General features: G+C 57.1%; 18 protein-coding genes, 1 tRNA gene and 1 pseudogene. 8 read left to right on the forward strand and 12 right to left on the reverse strand.

Annotation, left to right across the window (positions count from 1 at the left end; all coding sequences use genetic code 11):
- Nucleotide 1 precedes the first annotated feature (1 nt).
- Complete coding sequence (locus ACR0CG_RS16995) at nucleotides 2–703, reverse strand: GntR family transcriptional regulator (RefSeq protein WP_170806135.1); 702 nt, start codon at nucleotides 701–703, stop codon at nucleotides 2–4.
- Between the two features lie 234 nt (nucleotides 704–937).
- Here ACR0CG_RS16995 and ACR0CG_RS17000 point away from each other — a divergent pair, with 234 nt between their 5' ends.
- Nucleotides 938–2,065 (forward strand): aminotransferase class V-fold PLP-dependent enzyme, encoded by a 1,128-nt coding sequence (locus tag ACR0CG_RS17000; protein WP_480526446.1) that lies wholly within the window; start codon nucleotides 938–940, stop codon nucleotides 2,063–2,065.
- A gap of 15 nt (nucleotides 2,066–2,080) precedes the next feature.
- Here ACR0CG_RS17000 and ACR0CG_RS17005 read toward each other — a convergent pair whose 3' ends face one another.
- The 3 genes from ACR0CG_RS17005 to ACR0CG_RS17015 all read right to left on the reverse strand — a co-directional run bounded on the left by ACR0CG_RS17005 (nucleotide 2,081) and on the right by ACR0CG_RS17015 (nucleotide 4,332).
- Complete coding sequence (locus ACR0CG_RS17005) at nucleotides 2,081–3,277, reverse strand: UbiH/UbiF family hydroxylase (protein WP_480526448.1); 1,197 nt, start codon at nucleotides 3,275–3,277, stop codon at nucleotides 2,081–2,083.
- Between the two features lie 74 nt (nucleotides 3,278–3,351).
- Entirely contained in the window at nucleotides 3,352–3,600 is a 249-nt protein-coding gene (locus ACR0CG_RS17010; RefSeq protein WP_480526450.1) for a hypothetical protein, read from the reverse strand.
- Nucleotides 3,601–3,687: 87 nt separating this feature from the next.
- Complete coding sequence (locus ACR0CG_RS17015; protein WP_170616425.1) at nucleotides 3,688–4,332, reverse strand: pyrimidine 5'-nucleotidase; 645 nt, start codon at nucleotides 4,330–4,332, stop codon at nucleotides 3,688–3,690.
- A 100-nt stretch (nucleotides 4,333–4,432) separates the two neighbouring features.
- Between ACR0CG_RS17015 and ACR0CG_RS17020 the strand changes: the two genes are divergently transcribed.
- Nucleotides 4,433–5,080, forward strand: coding sequence for a GntR family transcriptional regulator (locus ACR0CG_RS17020; RefSeq protein WP_170616423.1), 648 nt, complete (start codon nucleotides 4,433–4,435; stop codon nucleotides 5,078–5,080).
- 2 nt (nucleotides 5,081–5,082) lie between these two features.
- On the opposite strand, the gene ACR0CG_RS17025 is transcribed toward ACR0CG_RS17020, so the two are convergent.
- Together ACR0CG_RS17025 and carA are read right to left on the reverse strand one after the other, a co-directional pair.
- Nucleotides 5,083–6,963, reverse strand: a complete 1,881-nt coding sequence (locus tag ACR0CG_RS17025) for a glycosyltransferase (protein ID WP_480526452.1) — start codon at nucleotides 6,961–6,963, stop codon at nucleotides 5,083–5,085.
- An 80-nt stretch (nucleotides 6,964–7,043) separates the two neighbouring features.
- Nucleotides 7,044–8,210: a glutamine-hydrolyzing carbamoyl-phosphate synthase small subunit gene (carA, locus tag ACR0CG_RS17030; RefSeq protein ID WP_480526454.1), complete on the reverse strand. Its 1,167-nt coding sequence runs from the start codon at nucleotides 8,208–8,210 to the stop codon at nucleotides 7,044–7,046.
- 183 nt (nucleotides 8,211–8,393) lie between these two features.
- Between carA and ACR0CG_RS17035 the strand changes: the two genes are divergently transcribed.
- Nucleotides 8,394–8,873 carry a GatB/YqeY domain-containing protein gene (locus ACR0CG_RS17035; protein WP_480526456.1) on the forward strand — a complete coding sequence of 160 codons (480 nt, stop codon included), beginning with the start codon at nucleotides 8,394–8,396 and terminating at the stop codon, nucleotides 8,871–8,873.
- Nucleotides 8,874–8,889: 16 nt separating this feature from the next.
- Here ACR0CG_RS17035 and ACR0CG_RS17040 read toward each other — a convergent pair whose 3' ends face one another.
- The 3 genes from ACR0CG_RS17040 to ctaD all read right to left on the reverse strand — a co-directional run bounded on the left by ACR0CG_RS17040 (nucleotide 8,890) and on the right by ctaD (nucleotide 11,841).
- Nucleotides 8,890–9,393: a DUF2244 domain-containing protein gene (locus ACR0CG_RS17040; protein WP_480526472.1), complete on the reverse strand. Its 504-nt coding sequence runs from the start codon at nucleotides 9,391–9,393 to the stop codon at nucleotides 8,890–8,892.
- Nucleotides 9,394–9,438: 45 nt separating this feature from the next.
- Nucleotides 9,439–10,038 (reverse strand): 2-hydroxychromene-2-carboxylate isomerase, encoded by a 600-nt coding sequence (locus tag ACR0CG_RS17045; RefSeq protein ID WP_170676584.1) that lies wholly within the window; start codon nucleotides 10,036–10,038, stop codon nucleotides 9,439–9,441.
- Between the two features lie 144 nt (nucleotides 10,039–10,182).
- Nucleotides 10,183–11,841, reverse strand: coding sequence for a cytochrome c oxidase subunit I (gene ctaD, locus ACR0CG_RS17050; protein ID WP_170806142.1), 1,659 nt, complete (start codon nucleotides 11,839–11,841; stop codon nucleotides 10,183–10,185).
- A 287-nt stretch (nucleotides 11,842–12,128) separates the two neighbouring features.
- Here ctaD and ACR0CG_RS17055 point away from each other — a divergent pair, with 287 nt between their 5' ends.
- A complete protein-coding gene (locus ACR0CG_RS17055; RefSeq protein ID WP_480526458.1) occupies nucleotides 12,129–12,548 on the forward strand; it encodes an HIT family protein in 420 nt (139 codons plus the stop codon).
- 2 nt (nucleotides 12,549–12,550) lie between these two features.
- On the opposite strand, the gene ACR0CG_RS17060 is transcribed toward ACR0CG_RS17055, so the two are convergent.
- On the reverse strand, nucleotides 12,551–12,964 hold the full coding sequence (locus ACR0CG_RS17060; RefSeq protein WP_170616409.1) for a MerR family transcriptional regulator: 414 nt from the start codon (nucleotides 12,962–12,964) through the stop codon (nucleotides 12,551–12,553).
- An 80-nt stretch (nucleotides 12,965–13,044) separates the two neighbouring features.
- Between ACR0CG_RS17060 and ACR0CG_RS17065 the strand changes: the two genes are divergently transcribed.
- Nucleotides 13,045–13,977 (forward strand): cation diffusion facilitator family transporter, encoded by a 933-nt coding sequence (locus ACR0CG_RS17065; RefSeq protein ID WP_480526460.1) that lies wholly within the window; start codon nucleotides 13,045–13,047, stop codon nucleotides 13,975–13,977.
- A 308-nt stretch (nucleotides 13,978–14,285) separates the two neighbouring features.
- On the opposite strand, the gene lipB is transcribed toward ACR0CG_RS17065, so the two are convergent.
- Nucleotides 14,286–14,942 (reverse strand): lipoyl(octanoyl) transferase LipB, encoded by a 657-nt coding sequence (lipB, locus tag ACR0CG_RS17070; protein ID WP_480526462.1) that lies wholly within the window; start codon nucleotides 14,940–14,942, stop codon nucleotides 14,286–14,288.
- 39 nt (nucleotides 14,943–14,981) lie between these two features.
- Nucleotides 14,982–15,641: a DsbA family oxidoreductase gene (locus tag ACR0CG_RS17075; RefSeq protein ID WP_480526464.1), complete on the reverse strand. Its 660-nt coding sequence runs from the start codon at nucleotides 15,639–15,641 to the stop codon at nucleotides 14,982–14,984.
- Nucleotides 15,642–15,781: 140 nt separating this feature from the next.
- On the opposite strand from ACR0CG_RS17075, the gene ACR0CG_RS17080 reads away from it, so the two are divergent.
- The 3 genes and pseudogenes from ACR0CG_RS17080 to ACR0CG_RS17090 form a co-directional block, all read left to right on the forward strand.
- A tRNA-Leu gene (locus ACR0CG_RS17080) sits at nucleotides 15,782–15,868 on the forward strand.
- Between the two features lie 100 nt (nucleotides 15,869–15,968).
- Nucleotides 15,969–16,127: a hypothetical protein gene (locus ACR0CG_RS17085; protein ID WP_480526466.1), complete on the forward strand. Its 159-nt coding sequence runs from the start codon at nucleotides 15,969–15,971 to the stop codon at nucleotides 16,125–16,127.
- 702 nt (nucleotides 16,128–16,829) lie between these two features.
- Nucleotides 16,830–16,908 (forward strand): annotated as a pseudogene (locus ACR0CG_RS17090) (IS5/IS1182 family transposase); the annotation flags it as partial.

The raw sequence follows: 16,908 nt of genomic DNA on the forward strand, positions 1-16,908 counted from the left end.
GTCAGTATTTTGAGCGGATGCAGAAACCCGGGTGATGCGTCATGCGGGCAAACGCCATCGGCTCTCCGTCTTTCCAGGTCGTGCGCTCAAGCTGAATCATTGAGGTGCCGGTCGTGGTCCCCATGAATTCGGCCAGTCGCCCGTCAGCGGAAACGGCACAGAACGCGATTTCGGCTTCGGTAAAGGGTGCGGTCTTCAGCAACCATTCATGCGGCCCGTTTTGGTTCAGATCGGCGTGTTCGACATCCGGAACGGCCTCGATATTGATCCAGCGTTCTTCTAGCTGAAAGGGGCGGTTGTCCGCGTAGTGCATGCAGATGATATGAAGGACGCGCGCGTCCGGTGAAACGCTCAGTTGCGATGCCAGCCAGCCAGGGCTGGGTACGACGTTTCGTTCGACCAAAGCGTAGCGATAGGTGGCATTCTGGTTTTCCACTGTCTGGCGCGCGAGCGAGATTTCCAGCTTGGCATGTTTGCTGGGTTCTTTTTTGACCCGTGTCCCGCTTTTCCGCTTTCTTTCGACATAGCCTTGTTCGGCCAGTTCCCGAAGGGCCCGGTTTACGGTCGCGCGGGCGCAATTGAACTCTTCGGCCAGCTGTGTCTCGGTCGGCAGCAAAGATCCCTGCGGCCAAATACGGGCTTCGATCCTTCTTTTGACTTCGTCGCGAACTACCTGAAAACTTATCCGTTTTTGCCCTGTCACCTGCGAAATTACCTTTCTTGTACAAAGTGTATGTATCTGGTCAGAAACACGTCAAAGTGTAAAGTAGGGGTGACCCTAATTGGCGTCATTTGTGCCTTGATCGGGCCGTGTGAGATGCAAAAAACAATCTGAAGAGAAGGGTTCCGTTGCGTCAACATGTGACGTGCGTAAGGTGCTTTACGAAATTCGCCAAAACGTTCAGAACTTCAGGAACCTCTCAGGAAAGGAAAAATCATGCCCGCGTTGCTGGACAGTGTTGACCCAAACGGTCTCGAAGAATTCTCGGTGGTTTTTACGGACCGGTCCCTAAATCACATGTCGGCATCCTTTCAGCAGGTGATGCGCGATATCTCGGATATGTTGAAACAGGTCTATAACGCTGACGGAATTGCGGTGATCCCCGGGGGCGGAACCTATGCTATGGAGGCCGTTGCCCGCCAGTTTGCACAGAACGCCAATGTTCTGGTGGTTCGCAATGGTTGGTTTTCGTACCGCTGGAGCCAGATCATCGAAACAGGTGGATTGACGGCCTCGGCCACTGTGATGAAAGCGCGCCAGACCGGAAATACCAGCCCGTCGCCCTTTGCACCGGCCCCGATTGACGAGGTCGTGACGACCATTCGTGAACAACGTCCGGATGTCGTGTTCGCACCGCATGTGGAAACCGCTGCAGGTGTGATTCTGCCTGACGACTATGTGGCGGCCATGGCTGCAGCCGCGCACGAAGTCGGCGCGCTGATGGTATTGGACTGCATCGCTTCGGGGTGCGCCTGGATCGACATGAAGGCAACCGGTGTTGATGTTCTGATTTCCGCGCCACAGAAGGGATGGAGCGCGTCGCCCTGCGCCGGTTTGGTCATGTTGTCCGAACAGGCCGAAGCGCGTCTTGAGCAAACGACGTCGGACAGTTTTGCTATCGATCTGAAAAAGTGGCGCCAGATCATGCAGGCTTACGAAAATGGCGGTCACGCCTATCACGCCACGATGCCAACGGATGCGCTTCGTGCGTTTCGTGAAACAATGATTGAAACCCGTGATTATGGTTTCGAAAAGCTGCGTGATGCGCAATGGGCGCTGGGGAATGGTGTGCGGGTGATTCTGAAGGACAAGGGAATTGTCTCGGTGGCCGCCGACGGATTTGGCGCGCCCGGTGTTGTCGTCAGTTATACATCGGATCCCGATGTTCAGAACGGCAAGAAATTCGCAGCGCTGGGTATGCAGATCGCGGCGGGCGTGCCGCTGCAATGCGACGAACCTGAAGGGTTCAGCACGTTCCGCCTTGGTCTGTTTGGGCTGGACAAGCTGTATGACGTGGACGGCACCATCCAACGTCTGAAACGGGTTCTGGATCAGGTGATTTGAGCCGGCAATCGGGCCTCAGCGCATGCCGAGGCCCATCTGCATAAGCGTTTTGCGCACCGGCGCCAGTGAATAAAGAGCATTCAGGCTCATGGCGCGGGCGTCACGCAATGGACGCGCTTCGATCATTGAGGCGCGGTTTAACAGGTCGATGCCTTTGACACGCAATTCGATCTCGGTGTGGCGTGCTTTGTGGTAGGCCGCCAGCATCTGGGAATCACCCAGCCCGTCCGGTCGCGCCTGCGCCAGATCCAGCAGGCACCGCAGATCCCCCAGCGACATGTTCAGACCTTGGGCCCCGATCGGCGGAACCACATGTGCGGCCTCGGCCATCAGGGCGAGTCTTTCACCGGACAGATGCTCGGCCGCTTGACTGATGATCGGCCAGATCGTGCGGCGCGACGCTAACTTGAGCGGTCCGAACAGTTCGCAGGATCGACGGGTCATGGCTGCCTCGAAATCCGGGGCGTCGAGGTTCATGAGCTCGACCGCACGAGGACCACGTTCCATCCAGACAATCGCAGAGGACGGCTGACCCTGCCAGTCGGGCAACGGAACCAGAGTGAATGGCCCGCCGGAGCGGTGGATTTCGGTTGATACGTTTTCGTGCGGGATTGGGTGCGTGACCGCAAAAGCCAGCGCTTTCTGACCATAGCGTGTTGTCCGGACGCCGATACCAGCAGCTTCGCGCATGGGTGAATTGCGCCCGTCTGCTGCGATCACAAGACGGCAGCGAACCCGGGCGCCGTCACTAAGCCCGACGCGGGCTTCGGCGGTGCGGGTAAACAGACTGGTGGTGCCGGTTCCGGGCCTGAAATCCACATTGGGCAACTCGGCCAGCCGCGCCACCATTTCCCGGCGCAGCAGCCAGTTGGGAAGGTTCCAGCCGAAAGGCTGGTCGGAAATGTCCGAGGCATCAAAGTTGCGCACGACACGCGGTTCAGGCACGTCGCCGCCGGCATCCACGATGCGCATGACCTGCAAAGGGGCGGCGTGCGCATCCAGACGTTGCCACAGCCCGCATTGTTCCAGCAAAACCCGGGCGGGTTGCAGAAACGCCGTTGTTCGAAGGTCTGACCCTTCAACGTCGCGCTCGGTCACGGGCGGGGCAGGGTCGACGCAGATTACGTCAAATCCGGCTGCCCCAAAGGCAGCGGCGGCGGTCAGACCGGCGATACCGCCACCTGATATCAGGATGTCACAACTGTCAGTCATCGCGAAATTCTCCGTTGTCCGCAGACCCTAGTGGTGTTGCGGCCCGGGCGCCAAGTGACATCCTGTCCCGATTCCTAACCCCGCGAAATCAGCAGCAGGATCAGGAACATCACCGGCACCATCGCAAGTGCGGGCAGGTAAAGGCCGGGAAGACCGAACAGAAGGATGGAACATCCCCACATGCTGACGATGGCGGCGGCGGTATAGCCCAGATCCTCGGGCGCGCCGTCTTTCTCATCGCGGGCCATCCATCCAAACAAGGGAATGGCAAACAACAAGCGCTGCCAGATAGGCAGGCGCGGGTTCATTTCGATCGCGCTCATTGGAGGTCTCCGTTCTGTTCGTCGCTAAGGCGGATATAGGAACGATGATGCAGGTGCAGAATGAGCAGATCGTCGCAGGTTGCCCTGTCAGACCAGGCGTCCGAGAAACTGAGTCAGATCGTCTGTATGGTGGTGGATATGCTCCGCAGTGTGCGGTTCAGGTGCCACATGGACCGTGCGCATTCCCATCTCGTGCGGGGCTGCCAGATTGCGCGGGTCGTCCTCGAACATCGCGGCCTGTTCGGCGCGAATGCCGTCCCGCGCGAAAATCGCCTCGAAAGCGGCTTTTTCCGGTTTTGGCCGGTATCCGGCGTGTTCGACACCATAGACCGCATCAAACAACCCGCTCAGACCGCGTGCCGCCAAAACGCGTTCCGCATAGGGCGCGCTGCCATTGGTATAGACGATGCGGCGACCGGGAAGTGAGCGGATATGGGCGGCCAGTTCCGCGTCCGGATCCATATGGCTCATGTCCACCTGATGGACCGCATGCAGATATGGATCAGGGTCAAGGTCGTGCTCGGCCATCAACCCGGCCAGCGTAGTGCCATACCGGCGCCAGTATTCTGATCGCAAACGATCCGCCTCGGCCTGGTCCACACCCAGAGTGCGCACGACATAATCCGTCATCAGCACCTCGATCTGATCGAACAGGCGCATATGGGGCGGATACAGCGTATTGTCGAGATCGAACACCCACTGGGTGACATGAGCAAATGCAGGTTTGACCATGTTTATGGTTTAGGGTCCGGTGCTGCGGATTTCAATGCTTCACTTGATTGGAAGGCCAAGTGGCGGATAGACATGACCGAACGAGGAGACGAAAGACAAAATGAGCCAGACCCGCCAACCCAACAAAGATGCCTACAGCCTGATTCTCGAAGCCATTGATGTTGGCGTGTACAAGCCCGGCGATCGGCTTGTCGAAAGCGAACTGGCGGAACGTTTTGGCGTGTCGCGCACCCCGATTCGCGAAGCGTTGCAGCGACTGGAAACACAATCCCTGCTGGAAAGGGACGGGCGATCACTTATCGTGGCATCGTTGGATCACAACCAGATGGCTGAATTGTACGTCGTGCGCCGCGAACTCGAGGCGTTGGCAGCCCGTCTAGCCGCCAAACACGCAACGGAAGAGGAAATCAAAGTTCTTCAGGACATGGTTCTGGCAGATGACGAACTGGTCGATGATCCGACGGCCCTGTCGCGTGCCAACCGGCGGTTTCACGAACAGATTCATTTGGCGTCGCACAACCGATATCTGGTTCAGCAACTGGATCTGGTGCATCGCACGATGGCCCTGATGGCCACGACATCGCTTGCCGTGCAGGGCCGGGGTGAAATCGCCCAGAATGAACACAAGGGAATTGTCGAAGCGATCGCGGCACGTGATGAAGATGCTGCAAGTCAGGCGTTGCGGGAACACATCTCGATCGCGTTCATGACCCGCCTTAAACAGGATGCGGTCCGGCGCGAGTCCTGAGCTCAGGAGGGCAGCTGTTCCTCGGCCGCCTGTCCGTGTTGGGTCTTGTCCCAAAAAAATGGGTTCCAGATCAGTTCCCATAGCGCTTTGTAGGCCGCCAGAACGCCCAACGGGTAATACAGGATCATCGTCGGCACCCAAGGCAGCAGGAAACGTCTTTCCCGTGCTGCGACGGCGACAAGTCCGACCACGACGTTGGTCAGTTCAGCTGCAAGAAACAGGCTGAAAAGTACAGTGACACTTTCTTGCGTCAGCCCCTGCGGAAGCGGTACGGATATGCCCATCGCCATCAGCCAGAACACCCAAAGGACAGGGGCAAGAAGGAATTGCCCCAAAGTCCCCAGAAAAAACGCCTGAACGCCCAAAAAGCGAAGCAATCCCAGATCCCGCAACAAACCAACCGGTGTGCGCATGTGGACCAGATAGGTCACCATGAAACCCTTGAGCCAGCGCGAGCGTTGTTTGACCCAGGGCCAGGTCCGAAAGTTCGCCTCTTCAAAGGTTGTTGTGTCCACCATCTCGGTCCGATACCCGGCGCGGTACAACCGGACACCCAGATCGGCGTCTTCGGTGACATTGTGCGCGTCCCAGGCGCCCAACTCCTCCAGTTTGTCCCGGCGAAAAAAGAAGGTTGTGCCGCCCAGCGGGACCACAAGGCCCAATCGGGCAATACCGGGCAGGATTACCCTGAACCAGCTATTGTATTCGATTGTAAAGCACCGTGATCTCCAACTGGTGCGCGGGTTGTAGTAATCCAGCACGCCCTGCAGACATACGACATCGGGCGGCGCATGTTGAAAATGATCCACCACGCGTTCGATCTGATCCGGTTGCGGCGCATCCTCGGCATCCCAAACCCCGATCAAATCGCCGCGGCAGAAATCTAGGGCGTAGTTCATCGCACGGGGTTTGGTGGTCAAGCCGTTCAGTTTCGGGACTTCCACTGTGCGCATCCAACTGGGCAGATCAACGTGTGACAGTGTTTCGCGGGTAACGGCGTCGTCTTCTTCGAGCACCAGAATAACGTCCAACAGTGCCTTGGGGTATGTCAGCCGCCGCAGTCGTTGGATCAGCGCGTCGGCAATCTCGGTTTCCTTGTATAACGGCACCATGATCGACACATAGGGCTGGCGTGTGCGTGAGATGACGCGACTTTCCCTTCCCGCCTTTGGAGGCATCTTTGGCAACAAGAAGGCCAGCAACCCGGACAATCTCAGGACCCAGAACAGGAACAACGTGCCGACGGCCGCGAACACCAGAACGGACCAACCGATCGTTGGGATTGCGATCATTGTCGCCAACAGGGCGATTGCGCTTGCGACTGGTCCGGTGCGTGCCCGGGGTGTCCAGGTGCGGCAACTGTGCAGCGGGTCCACACGGGTTTCGGCCGCCCGGGCCAGATCTCGGGAGAATAGTCGGGATATCGCCGTGCCGATCTGATCTGGTGCCGCCAGAACGGGAATCAATGTATATCGGCTTGCCTCAAATTCTGCTGCAATGGCATCGAAATTGTCTGGCCGGGCGGTGGCAACCAGAAGGATCGGACCCAGTCTGACCCACGGTATGACATGGTTCTCAAGCCAGAAGGACGCAGGTTTCAGATCGACCAGATCAGGGGATGGCGGCGTTTCTTCCAGATCCGCGATTTGCAGGCCTGTTTGTTTGGACAAGGCCAGCAAGACATCCTGACGGCTGACGCAGCCCTCGCTCACCAAAATCTCGCCCAAGGGGGCCTGCTGCTGTGATTGGAGCAACAATGCGTGATCCAGCTGCGCGCGGGTGATCAGGTCGCGTTCCATCAAATAGAGGCCGAGAGGTTTGCGCTGCCCCAGTGCCGGTACCGGTTCTGCCGGGGCAAGTTGCTGTAAGTTCAGTTCGACCATTAATAAACCCTGACGCGATTACGCACGTCAGGGTTGCTTCAACATAGTTAATGGCGGGTTAATCCGGCAAAGGCAGACGGTTAAGCCTTTTCTTTTCGCGCGGCCATTGCATCCGCAAAGCGTTCGAACAGGTAGAAACTGTCCTGCGGCCCCGGCGATGCTTCGGGGTGATGCTGCACTGAATAGACCGGGCGGTCCGTCATGCGAATACCGCAGTTCGAGCCGTCAAACAGCGACCGATGGGTTTCAATGACGCCATCGGGCAGGGATTGAGCGTCAACGGCGAAACCGTGGTTCATCGAGGTGATTTCGACCTTGCCGGTTTCCATGTCCTTGACCGGGTGGTTTGCGCCATGATGACCGTGGTTCATCTTGACGGTTTGGCCGCCAAGCGCCAGCGCCAGCATCTGATGGCCCAGACAAATGCCAAAGATGGGCAGGTCCGTGGTCTCAAGTACCTCTTTGATCATGGGAACAGCGTATTCGCCGGTGGCGGCGGGATCGCCCGGACCGTTTGACAAGAAGACGCCATCCGGATCGTGTGCAAGAACCTCGGCAGCGGTTGCCGTCGCGGGCAGAACGGTCACGTCACATCCGGCCGAAGCCAGGCACCGCAGGATGTTGCGTTTGGCGCCATAGTCCAGCGCCACGACTTTGTGCACGGGGGCTGTCTGGCGTGAGTAACCGTCGGGCCAGGCCCAACGCATTTCGTCCCAGCGATAGCTTTGTGCGCAGGTCACGTCCTTGGCCAGGTCCATGCCCTCCAGACCGGCAAATCCACGGGCTGCGGCGACCAGAGCCTCAATATCGAAATTACCGTCCGGATCGTGGGCCAGCGCCACATGAGGCGCACCTTGCTGCCGAATGGCACGGGTCAGTCGCCGGGTGTCAATGCCGCCAATCGCAATTCGCCCGCGTTGGGCCAGCCAGGTTTTAAGTTCGTCTGCGGCACGCCAGTTCGAAGGCTCGGTCGGGTCCCATTTGACCACCATTCCTGCCGCAACCGGATCGCCGGCCTCGGCATCCTCGGAGTTCACACCGACATTCCCAATATGAGGGAATGTGAAGGTCACGATCTGTCCCGCGTATGAGGGGTCGGTCATGATTTCCTGATAACCGGTCATGGCGGTGTTAAAACACAGCTCGGCTTCGGTCTGGCCGGTGGCGCCAAAGCCTGTGCCGTAGAACAGTGTTCCGTCGGCCAATGCCAGACATGCGGTGGGCTTGGACGGGGCGTTCTGGGCCATGGCGCGACTCTCCTGCAGGGTAAATCGGCGCATTCCTAAGGGGGTTGGGCCGCTGGGTCAAGTCTGTTCAATTTTCGGGCAATCATTTAATATCAATGACTTAGATATATTCGACCCCGGTTGTGTCGCGCTTTTTGTTTCGATATGGTCGGGGTTCCTTCATCTTGGGGATGGATTGAGCAGATGGATATGCGATCAAGGGTGAATGCAGCCCTGAAGCAAGCAATGAAAGACAAGGAGGCCGAGCGTCTATCGACGCTGCGGCTGATCAACGCGGCGATCAAGGACCGCGACATCGCAACACGGGTATCGGACAACGAAGAAGCAAAAGGTTGCGGTGATGCCGAGGTACTTGAAATCCTTGGCAAAATGACCAAGCAGCGCAAGGAAAGCGCACGCGCCTATGAAGAGGGCGGGCGCTTGGATCTGGCAGAACGCGAGCTGCGCGAAGTTGATGTGATCGAGGAATTTCTGCCAAAGCAGCTGGATGATGACGAGGTGAACCAGGCCATTCTGACCGCAATCACCGCGACAGGCGCCGGTTCGATCCGTGATATGGGCAAGGTGATGGGCGAACTCAAAACCCGCTATACCGGCCAGATGGATTTCGGCAAGGTCGGACCGATGGTCAAGGATCAGCTTTGCGCGGCCAGCAACAGCTGACCTGTCACTTCGACGTTTACTGCGCCAATTGCTGCGCGACAGGTTCGCGCAGTTTTTGTATCAGCTCGTCATAAAGCGCGATGCGCTCTTCCTCGGACAGAAATGAGCCGATTTCCACCTGGCGGCCGTCGCCGGTCAGGGTGACGTAATGTGGAACAGGCCCGCCGCGTTGGTGCATTTCAGGCCGGGCCCAATATCGGTTGCACTTCCATTCCTGACGACCGGTTCGGGGGTGGTGGTGCACCAGACGGGCCTGGCTGCCGCTCAGCGTCAGAACCTCAAAGACGCTGCGGGCGCGGTAGTTTGTCTGAATGGCCAGCCACAGGCCCAGAACGCTGAGTAGCATGAAAGGAAGCAGCCCCCACAGCAGCACCGACCCCAGCACCGCCAGCATCGGGATAAGCCCGAAGGCAAACACCAACAGGATGACCCGCATTGCCCAGCGGGGCGGCAGCGAATTATGCGGCCAAAGGCGCAATTCCTGCTCTGTGTCTGATGTCTGAGTCCATTGATAGGGCATGGTGAAAAAATAGCGCATCGACACCCGGAGTCGATGGCCAAAAGATCAGATCACGTGGCCGACACGCGCCCACGATAATGCATCATCCAGCCGGTCATCGCCCCAGAACACCTCACCGCGCACGACGAGGCTCGGGGCGCCAAAAACGCCTAGCTGGGTGGCGTTCTTGGTCTCGGATTCCAGCGCCTCCGAGATTTCCGGGCTGCGCGCGCGGGACAGTGCAAGGCGCGGATCCTGCTGACATCTGAACAGGGCCTCAGACAGGGCAGTTTCGCTGCCTGCTTCGACGCCATCTTCAAACCAGATGCGATAGAGGTTCTGGGTAAAGTCCTTGCCCCAGCCTTCGCGCATGCCCAGAAGGGCGACCTGATTGGCAAGGGCAAGATCGGAAATCGGGTAAGGGGCAGGCAGCTTGGCATGAAGCCGGTACTTTGCCGCGCGCCGTCCGATATCCCGCCACATGTAGGCTGATTTTGTGGGTTTTCCGGCAAATGGAATGTTTTGTTGTTCGGACATGATGGTTCGCACGTTGAACGGTTTCCAATGCACCGTCGCATCATGTTCTGCACACCATTCATCCAGACGCATCACCGTCAGAAAACTGTAAGTGCTACCTATTGAGAACCAGAAATCAATTTCGGGCATTGCGTACCTCCGGATTGCCGGATGACCAACCGCAAACAGAATAGCCGATTTTTGGCCTTCTGGCGATATTCCCCAAATGTCGGAAGCTTTCAAAAGAAAAGCCCCGCCGGAACGGGCGGGGCTTTGCAGTGATGTTTTCAGGGATTAGTGGGCGTGGCCCTTGTCCCAGTCTTCCTGCTTGGGCAGCTGCTCGAACGTGTGCTCGGGCGGCGGCGTCGGCAGGGTCCATTCCAGCGTATCCGCGTATTCGTTCCACGGGTTCGGACGTGTCTCTTTCGCGCCACGCAGCAGGGCGTAGATGACAATGCCGAAGAACAGCAGGAACGAGGCGAACGAGATGAACGCGCCGATCGACGATACGAAGTTCCACTGGGCAAATGCCTCGGGGTAGTCGATGTAGCGGCGCGGCATACCCTGACGGCCCAGGAAGTGCTGCGGGAAGAAGGTCAGGTTGGCGCCAATGAAGAACATCCAGAAGTGAACCTTGCCCCAGAATTCCGAGTACTGACGGCCCGTCATCTTGCTGAAGTAGAAGTAGACACCGGCAAAGATCGCGAACACGGCACCCAGCGACATCACATAGTGGAAGTGCGCCACAACGTAGTAGGTGTCGTGATAGGCACGGTCCACACCCGCCTGTGACAGTACAACGCCGGTCACACCGCCGACGGTGAACAGGAACAGAAAGCCGAAGGCGAACAGCATCGGTGTCTTGAACTCGATGGAACCGCCCCACATCGTCGCAATCCACGAGAAGACCTTAACGCCTGTCGGAACCGCGATGACCATCGTGGCAAGCATGAAGTAGGCCTGCTGACGCAGCGACATGCCAACGGTGTACATGTGGTGCGCCCAAACGACGAAACCCAGAACACCAATCGCGATGATCGCCCAAACCATCGGCAGGTAGCCGAAGATCGGTTTGCGCGAGAAGGTCGCGATGACATGACTGATGATGCCAAAACCAGGCAGGATCACGATGTACACTTCCGGGTGTCCAAAGAACCACAGGATGTGCTGATACAGGATCGGGTCACCGCCACCGGCCGGATCAAAGAAGGTGAAGCCAAAGTTGCGGTCCATCAACAACATGGTGATCGCGCCTGCCAGAACCGGCAGCGACAGCAGAATCAGCCATGCAGTGACGAATATCGACCAGCTGAACAGCGGCACCTTGAACAGGGTCATGCCCGGGGCGCGCATGTTCAGGAAGGTGGTGATCATGTTGATCGCGCCGAGGATCGAGGAGGCGCCCGATACGTGCACGGCGAATATCGCAAGGTCCATGGACATGCCGCCCTCGGTCGTCGACAGCGGCGGATACAGAACCCAGCCCACGCCCGAACCGGCCTGATCGTTGCCGCCCGGAGCCAGAAGCGAAGCCACACCGAGCGAGGTACCCGCGACGTACAGCCAGAAGGACAGGTTGTTCATCCGCGGGAAGGCCATGTCCGGTGCACCGATCTGCAACGGCATGAAATAGTTGCCAAATCCGCCAAACAGGGCGGGGATGACCACGAAGAACATCATCAGAACACCGTGATAGGTGATCATCACGTTCCATAGGTGTCCGTTGGGTGTGCACGGGTCGGCCATGAAGCCTTCCAGGCACATATACTGAACACCGGGGTGCATCAGTTCAAGCCGCATGTAGACGGTCATCAGAACCGAGATCAGACCGGCCAGAGCCGAAACGATCAGGTAGAGAATCCCGATGTCCTTGTGGTTGGTCGACATGAACCAGCGGGTAAAGAAACCGCGATTGTCTTCATGCTCGTGACCATGAATGGCTGCGTCTGCCATTTAGGTGCCTCCTGTTACAACACTACCGCGCAGTCGGACCTCTCCAACGCGCGGGATTCCTGCTGGTTTTAGATTGCGAGGGGACGACCTTCAATGGTCGAGTTTGATCTGGATCAAGATTAATTGTCGCGGGCAGGAGGCTTCCACGACATTTTTGACCCGGTGGTGCCTGCTATCTGGCTATTGCAGTACGGTTTTCAAGAGGTCGGCCGGTTCCCGTTTCCGTGCTTGACCCCCGGCGGGTTGGGTCGCAGAACGGGTAGCAGCACCAAATCGGGAGAAATGCCATGACGGGCTACGACAATGACAACATCTTCGCCAAGATCCTGCGTGGTGAAATCCCAGCGACCCGTGTTTACGAAGACGATGACACGCTTGCCTTCATGGATATTATGCCACGCTCGGACGGTCATCTTCTGGTCATACCTAAAACACCGTGCCGAAACGTTCTGGATGCCTCACCCAAGCAACTGGCTGCTGCAATGGCGACCGTGCAGAAAATGGCGAGGGCGGTAAAGGCGGCCTTTGACGCGGACGGCGTCACCATTCAGCAGTTCAACGAAGCCGCAGGCGGACAGGAGGTTTTCCACCTGCATTTCCATGTCCTGCCTCGGCACGAGGGCGTTTCGATGCGCCCGCCGGGAAATATGGGTGATTTCGACCTCATCGCCCAACATGCCGAGAAAATTCGCGCATCTCTGACCTGACTCTAATGCGCCCCATCGCAGGTGTCATGATCCCCGAATGCATGCAGAACGGCACAGACATGATCATGATGCCCGTCACATGCTTTGGTGATGCGGGCCAGTTCTTTTTCCAGCCGGGCCAGACGTGCGATCCGGTCGCGGATGTCAGCCAGTTGACGCTCGGCGATGTCATGCGCGCGGTTCAGGTCATCCCCTTGCGCGCCTTCCAGGGTCAGTAGAGCTTCGACTTCGGCAAGGGGCAGCCCAAGATCGCGCGTGTGGCGGATGAACTGCAAGCGCCGCAGCGCAGCCGCATCATACCGCCGCTGGTTCCCGGCTGTGCGCGCAGGTTTGGGCAACAGCCCTTTTTCTTCGTAAAATCGGATGGTGGGAACCTTGACCCCGGTATGGCGGGACAAATCACCGATTGAGTACATTTTATTGGCCTGCCACTTGAACCTCTAGTTACTAGAGGAATTACATTGCTTTAAGAACCGAAACAACAGGCGCTCTTTACATGGCACATCAGCACTCGCACTCTGGTCACAGCCACCATCATCACATCGACCCAAAGGCCGGAGATGCCCGTGTCGCCTGGGCAATCGCCGTCAATTTGTTCCTTACACTGGCGCAGATTGTCGGCGGCATTCTGTCCGGCTCGCTCGCGCTGATCGCCGATGCGCTGCACAACCTGTCGGATGCCGCAGCGCTGGTCATCGCCTTTTTCGCCCGCAAGATCGCACGCCGACCCGCCGACCCGCGCATGAGTTTCGGGTATGGCCGGGCCGAGGTCGTGGCAGCGCTGATCAACTACACAACGTTGATCGTGCTGTCCGTCTACCTGATGTATGAAGGTGTCACGCGGTTCATCCAGCCGGAACCGGTCAATGGCTGGATTGTCGTCTGGATTGCCGGGATTGCTTTGGTCGTCGACCTCATCACTGCGGCACTGACCTACTCAATGGCCAAGGAGAGTATGAATATCCGGGCAGCCTTCCTGCACAACGTGGCGGATGCGCTGGGGTCTGTTGCCGTGATTATCGCCGGAACAGCCGTCATTGTGTTTGATTGGACATGGGTCGATCCCGCAGTCACGATCATGATCTCGGTCTACATCCTTTGGCATGTCAAAGGTGAGATCGGTGAAACGATCCGGGTTCTCATGCTGGGGGCGCCCCCCGATCTGGAGCCGGAACAGGTTGCCACGGCCATCGAAGAGGCCGAAGGCGTAACCGCCGTACACCACGTGCATATCTGGAGCATGCAGGAGTGCGAACCGGCGCTGACCGCACATGTGATTGTAGACGAGGCGTCCTGGTCCGACGCCGGGGCCGTCAGATCAAGGATCAGGCAGAGCCTGAAAGACCGATTTGGGATTACGCACGCAACGCTGGAGTTGGAGCGAACTGACCAATGCTGTCCCGCATCTTCCCGCTTTGGACATCAGTGAAACATGCGTTTAATGAGAATTGCCGTTCCGATTTGGGGTCGGAACGGCAGACTCGTAACCAAACACATATTCGGATTCTCCGGGCAAGCCCGTGATCACCGGTTAACATACCACTCACTTTAGAACGGTGAACTCATACTACTCGTTAACGTCTTCTTTGTATCGGCCAGAATTAAACTTTGCATAAATATCACCGGAAATGTGGGTAATAATAGTTAATGAACCCACTGACCGGGAAACAGATGCCAGAGGAGTCGGTGATTGTCACTGCATGTTGGGCAATAGGCGCCTTGCCACCGGCCGATCGGTCAGGAATCACCCGCAGAAAAAGCGTCGTCAAAGGTTCTCTGGAGGGCAGAATCCACATCCGCCAGTGTCACCGGCAGCCCCAGATCGACAAGGGATGTCACCCCATATTCGGTGATGCCGCACGGTACGATGCCCGAAAAATGATCAAGATCAGGTTCGACATTGATCGAAATTCCATGAAAACTGACCCATTTCCGCAGGCGTAGCCCAATGGCCGCAATTTTGTCTTCGGCAGGCTGGCCCGTAACGGTAAGCGGCTTGTCATCCCGCCGCACCCAGACGCCGACACGACCGTCGCGGATCTCTCCGCGGACGTTGAATTCGGCCAGTGCTGAAATCACCCAGTTTTCCAGCTGTTTCACAAACCTGCGCACATCCCGGCCACGCTTGTTGAGATCCAGCATGACATAGGCCACACGCTGGCCTGGTCCGTGATAGGTGTATTCGCCGCCGCGTTTGCTTTGGTAAACAGGAAACCGTTCCGGATCGGTCAGATCCTCAATACGCGCGGATGTCCCCGCCGTGTAAAGCGGGGGATGTTCCAGCAACCAGATACACTCCTGCGCGTCGCCCGAGGCGATCGCGGCCACGCGCGCCTCCATGAAGGCCACGGCGTCTTCGTATTCGGTCAGCCCTTCGGTGATCTTCCATTCCATACCGGCCTCTTATCCTGCACTGGGGTCAGGGAAAAGGGGTCAGGCGGCTTCGGACAGGCATCGCTGCAATACCTGAGCATACGTGTCCTGACCCTGAGCGCCGGTCAGCATGTACTTGCCCCCAAACACCATAGCCGGAACACCTGAAATACCCCGGCTTGTCCAGAATTGCTGCTTTTCTCGCACGGCAGCCGCGTGGGTGCCGCCAGCCAGTGCGTCCCGTGCCGCGTCAGGGGGCAAACCTGCCTCTCGGACGACCTGCATCAATACATCAATGTCCGAGACATCCTGCTGTTGCGTGAAATAGGCATCAAACAGAGCCAGTTTCAGCGGATGCTGACGCCCCTCATGTTCTGCCCAATCCAGCAATTGGTGTGCGGCAAAGGTATTCACGATCCGGCTGTCATCGTTGAAGTTGAAGGTAAATCCAAGCTCAGCCCCTAGCGCTGTCAGCCGTTCGCGTACCTGCTGGCTTTGTTCACGTGTCGAGCCGTATTTTTCGACAATATGCTCTCTCAGGTTCTGACCTTCCGGCGGCATGGCGGGGTTCAGCTCAAACGGATGCCACCGAAGACGGGCAAGCACACCTGTTTGTTGCAAAGCAAGATCAAGCTGACGAAATCCCACAATACACCATGGGCATACCACATCCGAAATGATGTCGATCTGAACAACGGGACGGGGATCGGATGTTGTCATCGAGAGCTCCTGCGCGGGAATCCTGTAGTCGGTTTGGTTGATTAGATAAGCAGAGGGCAGGGGATTTCAAACAGGTGTCTTTTGCCTCTTCACAACGTCTTCATCAGCGTCTATACGCCCCCTACCAAGTCACTGGCAGTGCGGTCGTGGCGGAATTGGTAGACGCGCAGCGTTGAGGTCGCTGTGGGGTAACACCCGTGGAAGTTCGAGTCTTCTCGACCGCACCAGAACTAGCTTGATCAGTTAGTTTTTGGCCTTACAAACAAGGGCATTCAGCATTTTTCGAGTGTGTCGCATAACGCAAACAGCACACACGGACAGCACACAATGGCCCTTAGAATGAAGATCAAATACATCGACCCAATCAGCCCTACCCAATGGCGTTTCCGCAAAAGGTGGCCCAAGCGGGTGCGCCAAATTCGCGGTGAGGATGCCTATCAGAAACACATTAAGGCGCGTGATGGGGCAGCTTTCCAGCGCGAGTAAATGGCTTCCACCAATTACTGTTTATCGAGGATGAATCTCCACTGCTGGTTAAAAGTCTGTATGAGTGCGTCAACGAAATTAGCTGCCGCACTTGTGAAGGCTGATTAGCCGCGAATATTGAGATAAACGTGCAATACGGGCTTAAGAACTGTGACGACCATACAATCTGAGTTGGGCGTCAAAACTTTAGTGAATTGGTTCAAATAGAGTGCGCCGAATCGGTGAAGAAGCTGAATATGTTGACAGTTCGGCGGTCATTTGCTTCTTTGTTTCCGGTTTACATCAATTGGAACAGCTGAAACGAACAAAACACGAGAATTTCTCGGTGCTTGGACAACTCATCCCTTATGATGTTCGTTGAAATATCGCGGTCTGCAAGTAGTAGGCCTATTTGCTGAAAGTTGTGAGTCTACTGCATCTTCGGAAATGTACCTGGTAACGAGTGTGCTGTTCCGATCTCATGACCGGAACAGCATTTTCTTTTTTTTGGAGTTGCATTGGAAATATGCAGGCTCCCTCATTTGACCGCAGGCGGTTTCCAGCTTGTCATGAGGTCATGCAATTTTGGCGTTAACTTTACTGCGAAAAATCCGCTCTGAAACCATGGGATTCCTTCGAAAAAGCATGGTGACTTGCTTAGGGTCAGGACCCATTGATTTCCAGCGGTCGGCATGATTCACGGCTGAAAAACGAGCGGTGACCATGTCTGATCTTTTCTGGTTGACCGACGCGCAGATGGCGCGTCTTGAGCCCTTCTTTCCCAAGTCTCACGGTAAGCCGC

It is taken from the genome of Ruegeria sp. AB8 (assembly GCF_056542605.1).